Genomic DNA, 14,011 nt, shown 5'->3' on the forward strand with positions numbered 1-14,011 from the left:
ACAGCGGGCGGGCGGCCGTCCCCCGACGGCCGCCCTGTCTCGGTCAGGCCGCTTTGGCGAAACCGGACTTTTTCGGACCGATGCGGGTGGCGATTTTCATCATCGCGTCCAGATCAAGGTCGTAAACATCAAGGGCATTGCCACCCAGCATCTTGGCAATGTGTTCATCCGGCAGACCGCCAAGGCTGGCGATCATCTTCGGATGGGTCTGCGGCCAGGTGCCTTCCGGATGCGGATAGTCCGTGCCCCACAGAACGCGATCAATGCCGATATTATAGTAGGACGCGGTGGTTTCCTCGTCCGGCAGGGCCGAGCAGCCGACCCAGATATTGCGCTGGAAATACTCGCTCGGCTTCATCGACAGGTTCGAGCGGTGATCGCCCAGCTTGCCGCTGGTGTGCTTGACCGAGGCGCGGATATCCATCAGCTCCAGCATCCACGGGAACCAGAACTCGCCACCGGCTTCGGTGAAGGTCACTTTCAGGTTCGGGAACAGCTCGAACACACCACCAAAGATCATCGTCGACATCGGGCGGGTCAGATAGAAGGCGTATTCCGACAGATAGACGCCGATCCAGCCCGGCTGGGCCGTGTCATAGGCAGGCGCAGCACCCGAATGGAAGTTCACTGGCATGTTGAACTCTTGCAACATGGCCCACATGCGGTGGTATTTCGGGTGGTTGTAGAAGTCCCAGCCCTCCATCAGCGTCGGCAGAACCACGCCCTTGAGGCCATTTTCCTTGGCCCAGAGGATTTCCTTCAGGTTCTCTTCCATGTCGTAGAAGGCCGGAATGATGGCCAGACCGATACGGCGCACCGGATCCATCTTGCAGAAATCGGCCATCCAGCGGTTATGGGCGCGGGCACCGGCCCATTGCAGATGCGCTTCGGCAGCGTTCGGACGCAGGCCGATATCGGCACCGAAAGGCGGGGCGTTACGCTCGGTAATACCGTCGGGATAAAGAACCTCGGCGACGACACCGTCTTCATCCAGAACGCGGCTGCGGATATCGGAATCCCAAGCGCCTTCAAGACCATCGCCTACCGAAGCGCGCCAGTGATTATTGAAATCATCAAGAAGAAAATTCTTCTCGTGCTGCTCGCGGGCAGCGATTTCTTTCGCTACGCGCTCGTCAAAAAGCTCGCGATATTGAGGATCGAGGTATTCGCGATATTTTTCCGGCGGCAGACCCGCATGACCATCAGAAGAAATGACCAGATAACGATCCATTGGAGTCTCCCAAGTCTTGTTTTCGGCCCCTACGCATCAAGGCGCAGGCCGATATTTAGATTTCGATGAAGCGATTATTGACCAACGCCCGACGACAACAAGCGCGTGGTTGCAGACGGTTTATCCGCATCAGGAAACAATCGAAGTGGCCGTGCGGGACAGCTCGTGACGCCACAAAGAGGCGTTCTTCCAGGCAAAAACCATCAGCCCGCCCATCACCACACAGTTGAGGATGAAGGGTGACGCCGGCACTGTTTCATAAAGCAGGACACCGATGACCGGCGTGACGACAATCGAGCCGCCCGACAGGCTGGACACCATGCCCGCGACAATCCCCTGCTGGTCCGGACGGGCGGCCAGAGACGCCCCCGCCGTGAACCCCGGACGACAGAACGAAAAGCCCAGCGTCAGGACCACATAGCCCAGCGATAGCATCCAGATGTCATGGGCAAACACTGTCAGCAGATTGCCGGCCAGAGCCAGAAGACCACCGGCCCAGATCAGGGCGCGCGGTGACATTTTCAGCCACGGGATCAGCACCCACTGGCCCACCAGTCCGGCCACTGCCCCTGCCGCCATGGCCATACCTATATAGCGCTGGGCCTCGGTCGCTGGCAGCGCCACCACGTCCATGATGACAAAGCCGAGCGTATAGACATTGATGGCCTGCACGCAGCACGACAGGAAGCCGAAGATCAGCCACGGGCCGATATCGCGGTCCAGCCAGATGCCAAAGCCGCGCTCCTTGCGCGCCGCCGCCGTGTGCACATTTGCGAACTTGTCGGGATAGAGTTTTACCGGCGGGATATCGCGCGGAATGATCAGCGCCACCATCACCAGAACCACGCCTGCACCCAGCGCAAAAATGGTCATTGGCCCCGCCAGCCCCAGAAAACCGAACACCAGCAGCGGCGACAGGGCCGGACCGATAATAGTGCCCATACCCAGCGCGCCCGCTAGTGCAGACAGCGCCGATGTGCGCTCCTTGGCCGTGGTGCGGTCCGCCACATAGGCCTGACTGGAGGAGGCTGTTGCCGATCCCAGAATACCGAAAATGCCACGGATCAGCAGGAAGGTGACGAACACCACCACCGGTGCCAGCAAGGCCTGAAGCCCCGCCCACACCACCAGCGCGCATCCCAGCATGGAAAAGACAAAGCCGCCCAGTCCCAGCATCATCATCGGCTTGCGCCCGCGAATATCGGAGACACGCGCCCAGTGCGGCGCACTGATGGCCCATAACAGTGCCGACAACGAGAAGATGGCGGCGACCAGATGGTCGGACATGCCGATGGCCCGTCCGATAGCGGGCATCACCGAAATCAGGCCGGTATTGCCGATGGCCATGACCATCGAGACAATAAAGATCAGGACAAATATCCCGCGCGGGAGAGCCATATCGTCCCGCGCCTTCAACATATCCGTCCGCTCTTCGGTTAGTTTACGAAGCACATCGCGCCTCCCCGCCTTGTTCACGGGTGCCCCCGCCTTTGGCAGAAATAGAACCCAGTGCGCGCGCAGCGATAAGTCGCCGCAGATGTCCAGAGTGTTTCGTCACGCTCACCTATCGGCTGGCACCTACAGGCCGGGTTCACTGCCTTTGCGGCATTGTCTCCGGACACAAACAATCCGTTCGTTCCGGCGCCCTTCACCCGCTGATAGCCGTCTCATAGCGTCGTAGCAGGAACCAATCCCTGCTTTTAACGGAGTGATGCGGCGTGCTGGACAAACGGCTGGATCTGGATGGCTTTGTCGCCAGCCTGAAAGACGGAATGACGATCGGTATCGGTGGCTGGGCGACCCGTCGCAAGCCGATGGCTCTGGTGCGCGCTATTGCCCGCTCGAACCTGAAAGACCTGACCATCGTGGCCTATGGTGGCCCCGATGTCGGCACACTGGTCGCGGCGGGCAAGGTCAAGAAGCTGATCTTCGGCTTTGTCTCTCTGGACCATTTCCCGCTGGACCCGCATTTTCGCGCGGCCCGTCAGGCCGGTGCGCTGGAAGTGATGGAGCTGGACGAAGGCCTGCTGCACTGGGGTCTGCGGGCTGCGGCCATGCACCTGCCCTTCCTGCCCGCCCATTTCGGCATGGCCACCGATATTCCGTCGCAAGGCATCAAGACCATCAAGTCCCCCTATGAGGACGGCCAGACCCTTTTGGCCATGCCTGCCATCAAGCTTGATGCGGCCATCATGCACGTCCACCGTGCGGACAAGGCGGGCAATACGCTGATCTTCAGCCCCGACCCCTTCTTTGACGATCTGATGGCGCGGGCCGCCGACAAGGTGTTCGTCTCCACCGAACAACTGGTTGAAACCGAAGGTCTGGACCTTCCGGCCAATGCCCGCTTCCACCCGTTCGAGCGCAGCGTCGTCACCGGTGTGATCGAGGCCCCTCTGGGAGCGCACCCGACCGCCGCCAACCCTGCCTACGGCATCGATATGGCCCACCTGAAAACCTATGTCGCGTCCAGCGGCGAAGGCTGGGGCGAGTATCGCGACCGCTTCGTCGATGTCGAACCCGACACCTATGTCGCGGCCGTCGGCGGGTCCGACCACATCCGCGCCCTTCCCGCAGCGATCTATTGAGGGGCAATGACATGACCCAGACCACCGACAACGCCCCCTATACGCTGATCGAACTGTGCATTGTCGCAGGCTCGGACGCATGGACCCATGACGGCGAGGTGCTGGCCACCGGCATTACCCTGATACCGCGCCTTGCCGCCGGCCTTGCCAAGCTGACCTGCAATCCGGCCCTGATGCTGACCGATGGTGAAAACCATTTCGTCGCCGAGCCGGTGCCCGCCGGTCCGCGCAACGGCTATCAGCCCAAGGTCGAGGGCTGGATGCCGTTTGCCCGCACCTTTGACAATCTGTGGGGTGGCAAGCGCCACGCCATGGTGGTGCCGACCCAGATCGACCGTTTTGGCCAGACCAATATCTCGGTCATCGGCGATCACGCCAAACCCAAGGCGGCCCTGCTGGGCGCGCGCGGCTATCCGGGTAACTCGATCAGCCATCCGAACAGCTATTTTGTGCCGTCCCACAACACCCGCGCCTTTGTGGCGGGCGAAGTCGATTATGTGTGCGGCGTTGGCTACAACCCTGCCCGCTGGGCCGATGGCAAAAAACCGCGCGGGTTGGACCTGCGTCTGGTCATCACCGATCTGGCCGTGCTGGATTTTGGCGGCAAGGACAACGCCATGCGCGTGCGCTCCTTGCACCCCGGCGTCACCTTCGAAGAGGTGCAGGAAAACACCGGCTTTGCGCTGGAACGCCCTGACCATATTCCCGAGACCAAAGCGCCGACCACCGAACAGCTCAAACTGATCCGCGATCGTCTGGACCCGCACAATCTGCGGGCCACCCTCATCAAGGGCAATCCGGTCGGTGACCGTCGCCTCGCCAAGACCGAGGCGGCCTGAATATGAGCGATCTGGTCCCTCCCAAATCCGTGGATATTGTCTACGAAACCGACACCCCCGTTGACTATGCGGTGGAGGGGCCGGTCGCATGGATCACCATGCAGCGCACGGCGTTTCACAACGCCCAGAACTCGCAGATGACCTATGCGCTGGACGATGCCTTCCGCCGCGCCGTCGATGACGATGCGGTCAAGGTCATTGTCCTGCGCGGAGCGGGCAAGCATTTCTCGGCTGGTCACGACATCGGCACACCGGGGCGCGACCTGCACAAGACGTTTGATCGCAAACATCTGGTGGCCGACCACACCAACAAGCCGGGGGCCGAACTGCTCTATACCCGCGAGCACGAGGTCTATCTGGGCATGTGCCGCCGCTGGCGCGAAATCCAGAAACCGACCATCGCCATGGTTCAAGGAGCCTGTATCGCAGGGGGCCTGATGTTGGCCTGGGTGTGCGATCTGATTGTGGCCTCGGACGATGCTTACTTCCAAGATCCTGTCGTGCGCATGGGTATTCCGGGCGTCGAATATTTCGCCCACGCCTTTGAAATGCACCCGCGCATTGCCAAGGAGTTCCTGTTCCTCGGTGACCGTATGCCTGCAAGCCGCGCCTATGAATTGGGCATGGTCAACCGCGTGGTGGCCCGCGATGATCTGGAGGCCCAGACCCGCATCATTGCCGAAAAGATTGCCCAGATGCCGCGCCTTGGTCTGTCCCTGACCAAACAGGCCGTCAACCATGTCGAAGACCTGCGTGGCAAGCGTACGGCCATGGATGCAGTCTTCCACATGCACCATTTCGCCCACGCCCAGAACGATCTGGTCAGCGGCCACAGTCTTGGCGGGCTGGACAGCAAGAGCATGGCCCAAGGCAATAAGGAAAAGGGCTGAGCATGGCCGATGTCCTTGCAACCGAACTGACCCGCAAACTGGGTTGCCGTTATCCGGTGATCCAGACGGCAATGGGCTGGATCGCGACCCCGCCTCTGGTGGCCGCCACCTCCAATGCGGGAGCCTTCGGCTTTCTGGGGGCAGCCGTCATGCGCCCCGACGAACTGCGGGCAGCCATTGCCGAGGTCAAATCCCTGACCCCGCACCCGTTCGGCGTGAACTTCCACATGTTCCAGCCGGGTGCCGCCGAGATCGTCGAGATCATACTGTCGGAACGCGAGCATATCCGCGCCGTCAGCTTTGGGCGCGGGCCGGACAAGGCCATCATCAAGCGTTTTCGCGATGCGGGCATTGTCTGCATCCCCACCGTGGGTGCGTTGAAACACGCCAAGAAAATGGTCGAACTGGGCTGCGACATGATCACGGTTCAGGGCGGCGAAGGCGGGGGCCACACCGGATCGGTCGCCACCACCGTACTGTTGCCGCAAGTGCTGGACACGGTCGATGTGCCGGTCGTGGCGGCAGGAGGCTTTGGCGACGGGCGCGGACTGGCGGCAGCTCTGGCCTATGGCGCAGCGGGCATGGCCATGGGCACGAGGTTTCTGATGACAGCAGAAAGCCCCATCCCCGCCATTACCAAGGACCGTTACCTGAAGGCCGGTCCTAACGATATTCTGGTCTCCACCAAGGTGGACGGCCTGCCCCAGCGCATGATCCGTAATCCGCGCCTTAACAGGATCGAGAAATCCGGCCCCGTCTCCATGTGGGTCAGGGCGCTGGAAAGCGCGTGGATGATGAAACGCGCCACAGGCGCATCCAATACCGACCTGCTGAAGGCGGCCCGCGCCATGACCGGCCACGGCGGGCTGACACTGGCACAGGCCATGATGGCCGCCAGCGCCCCTATGCTGATCCAAAGGGCTGTCGTCGAAGGCCGTCCCGACGAGGGACTGATGGCCACCGGACAGGTCGCAGGTCGTCTTGGCGACCTGCCGTCCTGCGAGGCCTTGATTACCGAAATCACCACCCAAGCCCGCGCACGGCTGGAGGCCCTGTGCGGCCCCGCCCAAATCGCGGCCTGACGGAAACCAACCATGCCCATTCGCACCGAAATCAGTGACCGCATCGGCGAGATCATTCTGGATCACCCGCCGGTCAATGCGCTCGATTCCACCCTATGGAATACCCTGCCCGATATCATTATCGAGGTTGGATCGCGCGAGGATGTCCGCTGTGTGCTGATCCGTGCCGAGGGGCGCGGTTTCTGCGGCGGCGTCGACATCAAGGAGATGCAGGCCCACCCCGAACGGATCGTTGAGCTGAACCGTGGCAACTACCGCACCTTCAAGGCTGTGCGCGATTGCCCTGTGCCGGTTGTGGTGGCGGCCCATGGTTTCGTCATCGGCGGCGGTATCGGCATTTGCGGGGCCTCTGATACGGTGATCGCCTCCGACGACTGCTTCTTCTCCCTGCCGGAAATCGACCGTGGCGCGATGGGCGGGGCATCTCATCTGTCGCGCATGTTACCGCTGCATGCCGTGCGCGCCGCCTTCTTTACCGGCGGCAAGATCACCGCACAGGACGCATGGCGTCTGGGGGGTGTGCACAAGGTGGTCAGCCGCGATGACCTGCTGGCCGAAGCCCGCGCCTTTGCCGCTGTGATTGCCGGCAAGAGCCGCACGGCTCTGGTTCTGGCCAAGCAAGCTCTCAACGGCCTTGAAGCCCGCGACGTCGATCACGGCTATCGCTTCGAACAGGGCTTTACGCTGGAAATGTATATGCACGCCGACAGTCAGGCCTCGCGCGATGCCTTTGTCGATGGCGGCAAACAGGCGAAGTTCTGATGCAGTTATCCTTCACGCCCGAACAAGACGCCTTTCGTCTGGAAGTCCGCCAGTGGCTGCAAACCCATGTGCCGCAAACGCGCCTGCCTTCCTTTGATACCGAAGCCGGATTTGCACTGCACCGCGCGTGGGAACGCACGCTGGCCCAAGGCAATTTCGGTATGGTCACATGGCCCAAGGCCTATGGCGGTCGTGGCCTGAACCTGATCGAATGGCTGATCTTCGAAGAAGAATATTATCGCGCCGGTGCCCCCGGTCGCGTGAACCAGAACGGCATCTTTTTGCTGGGTCCGACCCTGATGGAGTTCGGCACCGACGCACAAAAGGCCCGCTTCCTGCCCGCCATGGCCTCGGGCGATGAAATCTGGGCACAGGCATGGTCGGAACCTCAGGCCGGATCGGACCTTGCCGCCGTATCGACAACCGCCGTGCGTGACGGTGACCACTATGTGCTGAACGGCCACAAGATCTGGTCGTCGCGTGCCGTCTTTGCCGACTGGGCCTTTGTACTGGTCCGTACCGAGGCCGGGTCACAGCGCCACAAGGGTTTGTCGCTGGTGCTGATGGACCTGAAAACCGAAGGCGTCACGGTCAATCCCATTCCCCAGATCGACGGCGAAGCGGGCTTTGCCGAAATCTTTCTGGAAAATGCCCGCGTGCCCGTCGCCAACCGTCTGGGCGACGAAGGTCAGGGCTGGCACGTCTGCATGGCCACCGCCGGTTTCGAGCGCGGCCTGATGCTGCGCTCGCCTGCCCGCTATCAGGAAGCGGCCCGCAAGCTGTCGGCCCTTTATCTGGAACATCGCGACCGCGTCGATCCCGCCATTGGCCGCGATGTGGCGCAGGCTTGGATGAATGCACAGGCCTATGCCCTGTCCATCTATTCCACCGCCTGCCGCCTGCAGGCCGGTGGCAGCATCGGCGCCGAGGCCAGCTGCAACAAGATATTCTGGTCGGAGATGGATATCGCCCTGCACCAGACCGCGCTGGCCATCCTTGGTCCCTTCGCGGAACTGGCCGAACCCGTGGGCGAGAACCATGACTGGCTGGGCGGATACCTCTTCTCGCTGGCAGGGCCGATCTATGCCGGTTCCAACGAAATCCAGCGCAACATTATTGCCGAGCGTGTGCTTGGCATGCCGAGGGGCTGATCATGGATTTCGCCTTCGCAGAAGAACAACGGGCCATTGCCGAGGTTGTCACCTCTCTATTGTCCGACCAGTGCACAGGAACCGACCTGCGCCGACTGATGGATAGCGGCCAGACCCATGATGCCGCCCGCTGGAACGCGCTTATGGAGCTTGGCCTATCAGGCATTCTGGTTCCCGAGGACAAGGGCGGGCTTGGACTTTCTGAAACCGATTTCGTTCTGATCGCCCGCGCCTGTGGTTACGCCGCCCTGCCTGAACCTCTGGTCGAACAGGCAGGGGTCGTGCTGCCGCTCTTGGCCGCGCTCGATCATCCCCGCGCAGAGGAATGGCTGCACAAAGCTCTGTCCGGCGAGGCCCTCATTGCTTTGGCCCATCCTGTCAATCCATTCGTCAGCGATGCCGATACCGCCGATGCCTTTTTGATCGTGAAGGACGGCCAGCTTCATCTGGTCGCGCGCGATCAGGTCAAGTTGGACACCCGTGCCTCCATTGATCCTTTCCGCCGTCTGTCCACGATCTCGGCTACCCTCACGGCCGAAACCGTAGTCGCCGAGGCCAGTGCCTGCGCGCCCCTGCTGGCGCAGGCACTGGAACGGGCCGCCGTCTTTGCCGCCGCCCAATGCCTCGGCCTTGCCGAGCGCAGCGTCGAGTTGGCCGTCGCCTATGCCAATGAGCGCACCCAGTTCGGCAAACCCATCGCCACCTATCAGGCGGTCAAACACCTGCTGGCCACGGCACAGGTCAAGATCGAGTTTGCCCGTCCCGTCGTCTATGCCGCCGCCGCCGAGATCAAGGCCGGTAACGCCCTGTCCCGCGCCCGCGCCTCGCACGCCAAACTGGCCGCTGTCGAAGCCGCAAGCCTTGCCGCCCGTACCGCCATTCAGGTGCACGGGGCCATGGGTTATTCGTGGGAGGTGGATGTCCACTTTCTGCTGAAACGCGGCCTCGCCCTTGGCGGAAGCTGGGGTGACGAAACCTTCCACCGCGCGCGGGTGCTGGCCTGCGCCCTCTCCTCGCCCGCAGCCGATAGCGGCTTTGCGTTTACCGCCTCCAAGGACACCCTCGCCCATGCCGCATGAGGCCTATATTATCGATGCCGTCCGCACACCCGTAGGCCGCAAAAAGGGTGGCCTTGCCCATGTGCATCCGGCAGACCTCGGCGCTCATGTGCTGTCAGCCCTGATGGGGCGCACCGGTGTTGATCCGGCTGCTGTCGAGGATGTGGTGTTCGGCTGTTGTGACACGATCGGCCCGCAGGCTGGCGATATTGCCCGCTCGTGCTGGCTGGCGGCAGGTCTGCCCCAGCATGTGCCCGGCGTGACCATTGACCGCCAATGTGGCTCCTCGCAGCAGGCTGTGCATTTCGCTGCACAAGGCGTGATGAGCGGCACACAGGATCTGGTGGTCGCAGGTGGCGTGCAGAACATGAACGCCATTCCCATCTCTGCCGCCATGCTGGCCGGACAGGCCTATGGCTTTGCCGATCCCTTCCGTGGCTCGACCGGCTGGCAAAACCGCTTTGGCAACCAAGAAGTCAGCCAGTTCAACTCTGCGGAAATGATTGCCGACAAGTGGAATATCAGCCGCGAAGCCATGGAAGGCTTTGCACTGGAAAGCCATCGCCGCGCCATCGCCGCTCGCGATCAGGGCCTGTTCGATAACGAGATCAGCCCGCTGTCAGGCGTTACCCATGACGAGACCCCGCGCCAGACCTCGCTGGAGAAGATGGCCAGCCTGCAACCGCTGATCGAGAACGGACGCATCACCGCCGCCGTGGCCAGCCAGACCGCAGACGGAGCCGCCGCCATCCTGCTGGCCTCGCCCAAGGCGGTAAAAGACCACGGCCTGAAACCACGCGCCCGCATCCATCATATTTCAGTGCGCGCCGATGATCCGGTGTGGATGCTGACCGCGCCTATTCCCGCCACCCGTTATGCGCTGGAAAAGATCGGCCTGAACATTTCCGACATCGACCTGTTCGAATGCAACGAGGCCTTTGCCTCGGTCGCCATGGCATGGATGCAGGAACTGGAAATCCCGCATGACAGGGTCAATCTGAACGGCGGAGCCATTGCGCTCGGTCATCCGCTGGGAGCCACCGGCGCACGTATCATGACCACCATGCTGAACGCCCTTGAACGCACAGGCGGCCGCTATGGCCTGCAAACCATGTGCGAGGGTGGCGGTCAGGCCAATGTCACCATTATCGAGCGTTTGTAGGGGGAGAGTCCATGTCGGGTATCTGTGAAGGACGGGTTGTCATCGTCACCGGCGCGGGCGGAGGATTGGGCCGCGCCTATGCACTGGCTCTGGCCGCTGAAGGGGCCAATGTCGTGGTCAATGATCTAGGCGTCGGCACACATGGCGAGAGCGGCCAGACGGTCGGGGCCGCGCAGGTCGTCGTCGACGAGATCATCGCCAACGGCGGCAAGGCCGTCGCCAATACTGACGATGTCACCGAGGTCGAGGGCGGCCAGCGCATGGTGCAAACCGCGCTGGATGCCTTTGGCGACCTGCATGCCGTGGTCAATAATGCCGGTTTCGTACGCGACCGCATGTTTGTATCCTGCACGCCCGACGAATGGGATGCGGTGCTGCGTGTCCACCTGCGCGGCCATTTCTGTGTCAGCCGCGCCGCCGTCGACTACTGGCGCGCCAAGCAGAAGCGCGGCGAAAATCCCGATGCCCGTATCATCAACACCTCGTCGGGCGCAGGCCTGCAAGGCTCGATCGGACAGAGCGCCTATTCAGCAGCCAAGGGCGGCATTGCCAGCCTGACCCTCGTTCAAGCGGCTGAACTAGGCCGCTATGGCATCACCGCCAATGCGCTGGCCCCTGCTGCCCGCACCCGTATGACCGAGACCGCTTTTGCCGATGCCATGAAGGCCCCCGATGGGGGTTTTGACTCCAATGATCCGGCCAATGTCGCCCCCGCTGTTGTCTGGCTGGCCAGCGCACAATCCGCCGAGGTGACCGGACAGGTCTTCGAGCTTCAAGGCGGCAAGATCATGCTGTCCGAAGGCTGGCGCAACGGCCCCGTTGTCGATGCCGGCCGCCGCTGGAATCCATCGGAAGTCGGCGATGTGGTGCGTGATCTCGTTACCCGTCGCACGCCCGCCCAAGCTGTCTATGGCGCAGGCTAAAGGGCCGCACGCATGAACATCACCCTGACCGACGAACAACTGGCCATTGCCGAAAGCGCCCGTGATTTTCTGAACGAACACGGCACCTCGGCACGTCTGCGGGCCGCGATGGAATCGCCTGACGGATGGGACCGCGAGCAATGGCACGCCATGGCCGTCGAAATGGGCTGGCTGGGCGTGGCTGCGCCTGAACGGTTTGGCGGCAGCGATCTTGGCCTGATCGAACTGGCCCTGCTGCATGAAGAAACCGGTCGCACCCTGACGGCAGCCCCGCTTTTCCCCACCCTCGGTCTGGCCCTGCCCGCCCTGACAGGTGCGGGATGTGAGGCCATCCAGTCGCGCTTTCTACCGCGTCTGGTCGAGGGTGATATTCGCGCCTCCGTGTGTTTGACGGGCGCATCGGGTGTGCCTCTGCCTGCCGACGTGCCCTGTAGCCTGCACCGAGAGGGTACCCACTGGGTGCTCAACGGACAGGCCGACTATGTGCTGATGGGCCACGCCGCCAATCTTCTGGTGGTGGTCGCCCGTAGCGAAGATACATCCGGCTGGAATGGCCTCAGCCTCGTGGCTCTGGACGCCTACACGGCAGGAATCGCCGTCGAGCGCGTTACCAGCCTCGACCCCACCCGCCCCTTCAGCCGCATCCGTTTTAACAATGTAATCGTCGACGATGCCGCCATCGTCGGGCCTGTCGGCAAGGCGGAACCGGCTATCCGGCGTATGCTGGCCGTCGGCACCGTCATGCTGGCCGCCGAACAGTTGGGCGGGGCTGAACGTGTGCTGGAAATGAGCACCGACTACGCCAAGCAACGCGTCCAGTTCGGTCGCGTCATCGGCTCGTTCCAGGCTATCAAACACAAGCTGGCCGATATGATGATGGCCGTGGAATCCGCCCGTTCGGCCCTGTCCTATGCCGTGCGTTTGTTGCATGTGCCCGAGGCCATGGAAGAAGCCGCCGCCATCGCCGGTGCCAGCTGTTCCGAGGCCTTTATGCAGTGCGCTGCCGACACCATCCAGATTCATGGCGGCATCGGCTTTACGTGGGAACACGACGCCCATCTCTATTTCAAACGCGCCCGCACCAGCGCCACTGTGCTGGGAACGCCATCGCACCACTATGATGTGGTCGCCCGTGAAATGGGCCTCAGCGACATTGCGGATATCCAAGCATGAGTTTTGTGAACACACCGCCCGCCTACCCTGAGGGGCGTGGTTTGCTGAAGGGCAAGACGGCGGTGATTACGGCGGCCGCAGGTACGGGTATCGGGTTCTCGGCGGCCAAGCGGGCGGCTGAAGAAGGCGCGACCCTGGTCATCAGCGATTTTCACGAGCGCCGCCTAGGCGAGGCCGCCGATGCCATCGAGGCGGCGGTGGGTGTGCGTCCCTTTACCGTCGTCTGCGATGTGACGCAGCAGGCCGATGTGGATCGTCTGCGCGATGAATCGCTTCGGCTGCTGGGCCGCATCGACGTGCTGATCAACAATGCCGGTCTCGGCGGCGAGGTCGATGTCGTGGACATGACCGACGAGCAGTGGGACCGCGTTCTGGACGTGACCCTGACGTCTGTCTTCCGCATGAGCCGCGCCTTCTTGCCGGTCATGTATGCGGCCAAGTCGGGGGCCGTTGTGAACAATGCCTCGGTACTGGGCTGGCGCGCACAAAAGGGTCAGGCCCATTATGCCGCCGCCAAGGCCGGTGTGATGGCCTTTACCCGCTGTTCGGCGGTGGAAGCGGCCGAGCATGGCGTGCGCATCAATGCCGTCTCGCCATCCTTGGCCATGCACCCGTTCCTGGCCAAGGTCACGACCGACGAGATGCTGGCCGAGCTTTCCAAGCGCGAGGCCTTTGGCCGTCCGGCCGAGGTCTGGGAGATTGCCAACATCATGGTGTTCCTCGCCAGCGACCTGTCGTCATACCTGACCGGCGAGGTCATCTCGGCCTCCAGCCAGAGGGCGTAACCATGGGCGTTGTCTTTGATACGCCAGACGCCCTGCTGGGGGCCGAGGGCCGTGACCTCGGCCATACCGACTGGCTGTCGGTCGAGCAGGACCGCGTCACCACCTTTGGCCAGACCACCGGCGACATGCAGTGGATCCACGTCGATCCCGCCCGCGCCAAGGACGGCCCGTTCGGCGGCACCATCGCCCACGGCTATCTGACGCTGGCGCTGGTCAATGCCTTCATGCCCGACCTGATTACCGTCAACGGTGTGTCATCGGGCCTGAACATCGGTCTGGACAAGGTGCGGTTCCTGGCCCCCGTCAAGGTCGGGTCGCGCATTCGCGGTGCAGGCGTCATCAGCAAGATCGAGCCCAAAGGCACCGG

The 14,011-nt window shown here is 62.5% G+C and carries 14 protein-coding genes; 12 read left to right on the forward strand and 2 right to left on the reverse strand.

Translation table 11 applies throughout. From position 1 onward, the window contains the following. Window positions 1-43: 43 nt before the first annotated feature. Both RSB01_RS07435 and RSB01_RS07440 read right to left on the reverse strand, forming a co-directional pair. A complete protein-coding gene (locus tag RSB01_RS07435; RefSeq protein ID WP_332592053.1) occupies window positions 44-1,231 on the reverse strand; it encodes an amidohydrolase family protein in 1,188 nt (395 codons plus the stop codon). Window positions 1,232-1,360: 129 nt separating this feature from the next. Next, a complete protein-coding gene (locus RSB01_RS07440; RefSeq protein ID WP_332619591.1) occupies window positions 1,361-2,683 on the reverse strand; it encodes an MFS transporter in 1,323 nt (440 codons plus the stop codon). A gap of 266 nt (window positions 2,684-2,949) precedes the next feature. On the opposite strand from RSB01_RS07440, the gene RSB01_RS07445 reads away from it, so the two are divergent. The 12 genes from RSB01_RS07445 to RSB01_RS07500 all read left to right on the forward strand — a co-directional run. Further along, window positions 2,950-3,819 (forward strand): CoA-transferase, encoded by an 870-nt coding sequence (locus RSB01_RS07445; protein ID WP_332591312.1) that lies wholly within the window; start codon window positions 2,950-2,952, stop codon window positions 3,817-3,819. Window positions 3,820-3,830: 11 nt separating this feature from the next. Next, window positions 3,831-4,658, forward strand: coding sequence for a hypothetical protein (locus RSB01_RS07450; protein ID WP_332619590.1), 828 nt, complete (start codon window positions 3,831-3,833; stop codon window positions 4,656-4,658). A 2-nt stretch (window positions 4,659-4,660) separates the two neighbouring features. Further along, a complete protein-coding gene (locus RSB01_RS07455) occupies window positions 4,661-5,548 on the forward strand; it encodes an enoyl-CoA hydratase (RefSeq protein WP_332591314.1) in 888 nt (295 codons plus the stop codon). A 2-nt stretch (window positions 5,549-5,550) separates the two neighbouring features. Then, window positions 5,551-6,630, forward strand: coding sequence for a nitronate monooxygenase (locus RSB01_RS07460; RefSeq protein WP_332591315.1), 1,080 nt, complete (start codon window positions 5,551-5,553; stop codon window positions 6,628-6,630). 12 nt (window positions 6,631-6,642) lie between these two features. Next, the gene (locus tag RSB01_RS07465; RefSeq protein ID WP_332591316.1) at window positions 6,643-7,392 is read left to right on the forward strand and encodes an enoyl-CoA hydratase family protein; all 750 of its coding nucleotides are present in this window, start codon (window positions 6,643-6,645) and stop codon (window positions 7,390-7,392) included. Continuing rightward, the gene (locus RSB01_RS07470) at window positions 7,392-8,543 is read left to right on the forward strand and encodes an acyl-CoA dehydrogenase family protein (protein ID WP_332591317.1); all 1,152 of its coding nucleotides are present in this window, start codon (window positions 7,392-7,394) and stop codon (window positions 8,541-8,543) included. The genes RSB01_RS07465 and RSB01_RS07470 overlap by 1 nt, the downstream gene beginning before the upstream one ends. A 2-nt stretch (window positions 8,544-8,545) precedes the next feature. After that, entirely contained in the window at window positions 8,546-9,622 is a 1,077-nt protein-coding gene (locus tag RSB01_RS07475; protein WP_332619589.1) for an acyl-CoA dehydrogenase family protein, read from the forward strand. After that, window positions 9,612-10,763 (forward strand): acetyl-CoA C-acetyltransferase, encoded by a 1,152-nt coding sequence (locus RSB01_RS07480; protein ID WP_332619588.1) that lies wholly within the window; start codon window positions 9,612-9,614, stop codon window positions 10,761-10,763. Before RSB01_RS07475 ends, RSB01_RS07480 begins: the two co-directional genes overlap by 11 nt. 11 nt (window positions 10,764-10,774) lie before the next feature. Beyond that, window positions 10,775-11,686 carry an SDR family oxidoreductase gene (locus RSB01_RS07485; RefSeq protein ID WP_332592048.1) on the forward strand — a complete coding sequence of 304 codons (912 nt, stop codon included), beginning with the start codon at window positions 10,775-10,777 and terminating at the stop codon, window positions 11,684-11,686. A 12-nt stretch (window positions 11,687-11,698) separates the two neighbouring features. Then, on the forward strand, window positions 11,699-12,859 hold the full coding sequence (locus RSB01_RS07490) for an acyl-CoA dehydrogenase family protein (protein ID WP_332592047.1): 1,161 nt from the start codon (window positions 11,699-11,701) through the stop codon (window positions 12,857-12,859). Beyond that, entirely contained in the window at window positions 12,856-13,644 is a 789-nt protein-coding gene (locus RSB01_RS07495) for an SDR family oxidoreductase (RefSeq protein ID WP_332619585.1), read from the forward strand. Before RSB01_RS07490 ends, RSB01_RS07495 begins: the two co-directional genes overlap by 4 nt. A 2-nt stretch (window positions 13,645-13,646) precedes the next feature. Next, on the forward strand, window positions 13,647-14,011 hold a 365-nt coding region (locus RSB01_RS07500; protein WP_332625251.1), incomplete at its 3' end, for a MaoC family dehydratase.

It is taken from the genome of Brevundimonas sp. (genome assembly GCF_036659295.1).
In the GTDB taxonomy this organism is placed as follows: domain Bacteria; phylum Pseudomonadota; class Alphaproteobacteria; order Caulobacterales; family Caulobacteraceae; genus Brevundimonas.

Bases quoted from the DNA above. Each gene is read 5' to 3' on its own strand.
- RSB01_RS07475 (WP_332619589.1), top strand. From the start codon at position 8,546: ATGGATTTCGCCTTCGCAGAAGAACAACGGGCCATTGCCGAGGTTGTC.
- RSB01_RS07470 (WP_332591317.1), top strand. From the start codon at position 7,392: ATGCAGTTATCCTTCACGCCCGAACAAGACGCCTTTCGTCTGGAAGTC.
- RSB01_RS07460 (WP_332591315.1), top strand. From the start codon at position 5,551: ATGGCCGATGTCCTTGCAACCGAACTGACCCGCAAACTGGGTTGCCGT.
- RSB01_RS07450 (WP_332619590.1), top strand. From the start codon at position 3,831: ATGACCCAGACCACCGACAACGCCCCCTATACGCTGATCGAACTGTGC.
- RSB01_RS07455 (WP_332591314.1), top strand. From the start codon at position 4,661: ATGAGCGATCTGGTCCCTCCCAAATCCGTGGATATTGTCTACGAAACC.
- RSB01_RS07495 (WP_332619585.1), top strand. From the start codon at position 12,856: ATGAGTTTTGTGAACACACCGCCCGCCTACCCTGAGGGGCGTGGTTTG.
- RSB01_RS07480 (WP_332619588.1), top strand. From the start codon at position 9,612: ATGCCGCATGAGGCCTATATTATCGATGCCGTCCGCACACCCGTAGGC.
- RSB01_RS07465 (WP_332591316.1), top strand. From the start codon at position 6,643: ATGCCCATTCGCACCGAAATCAGTGACCGCATCGGCGAGATCATTCTG.
- RSB01_RS07485 (WP_332592048.1), top strand. From the start codon at position 10,775: ATGTCGGGTATCTGTGAAGGACGGGTTGTCATCGTCACCGGCGCGGGC.
- RSB01_RS07490 (WP_332592047.1), top strand. From the start codon at position 11,699: ATGAACATCACCCTGACCGACGAACAACTGGCCATTGCCGAAAGCGCC.
- RSB01_RS07435 (WP_332592053.1), bottom strand. From the start codon at position 1,231: ATGGATCGTTATCTGGTCATTTCTTCTGATGGTCATGCGGGTCTGCCG.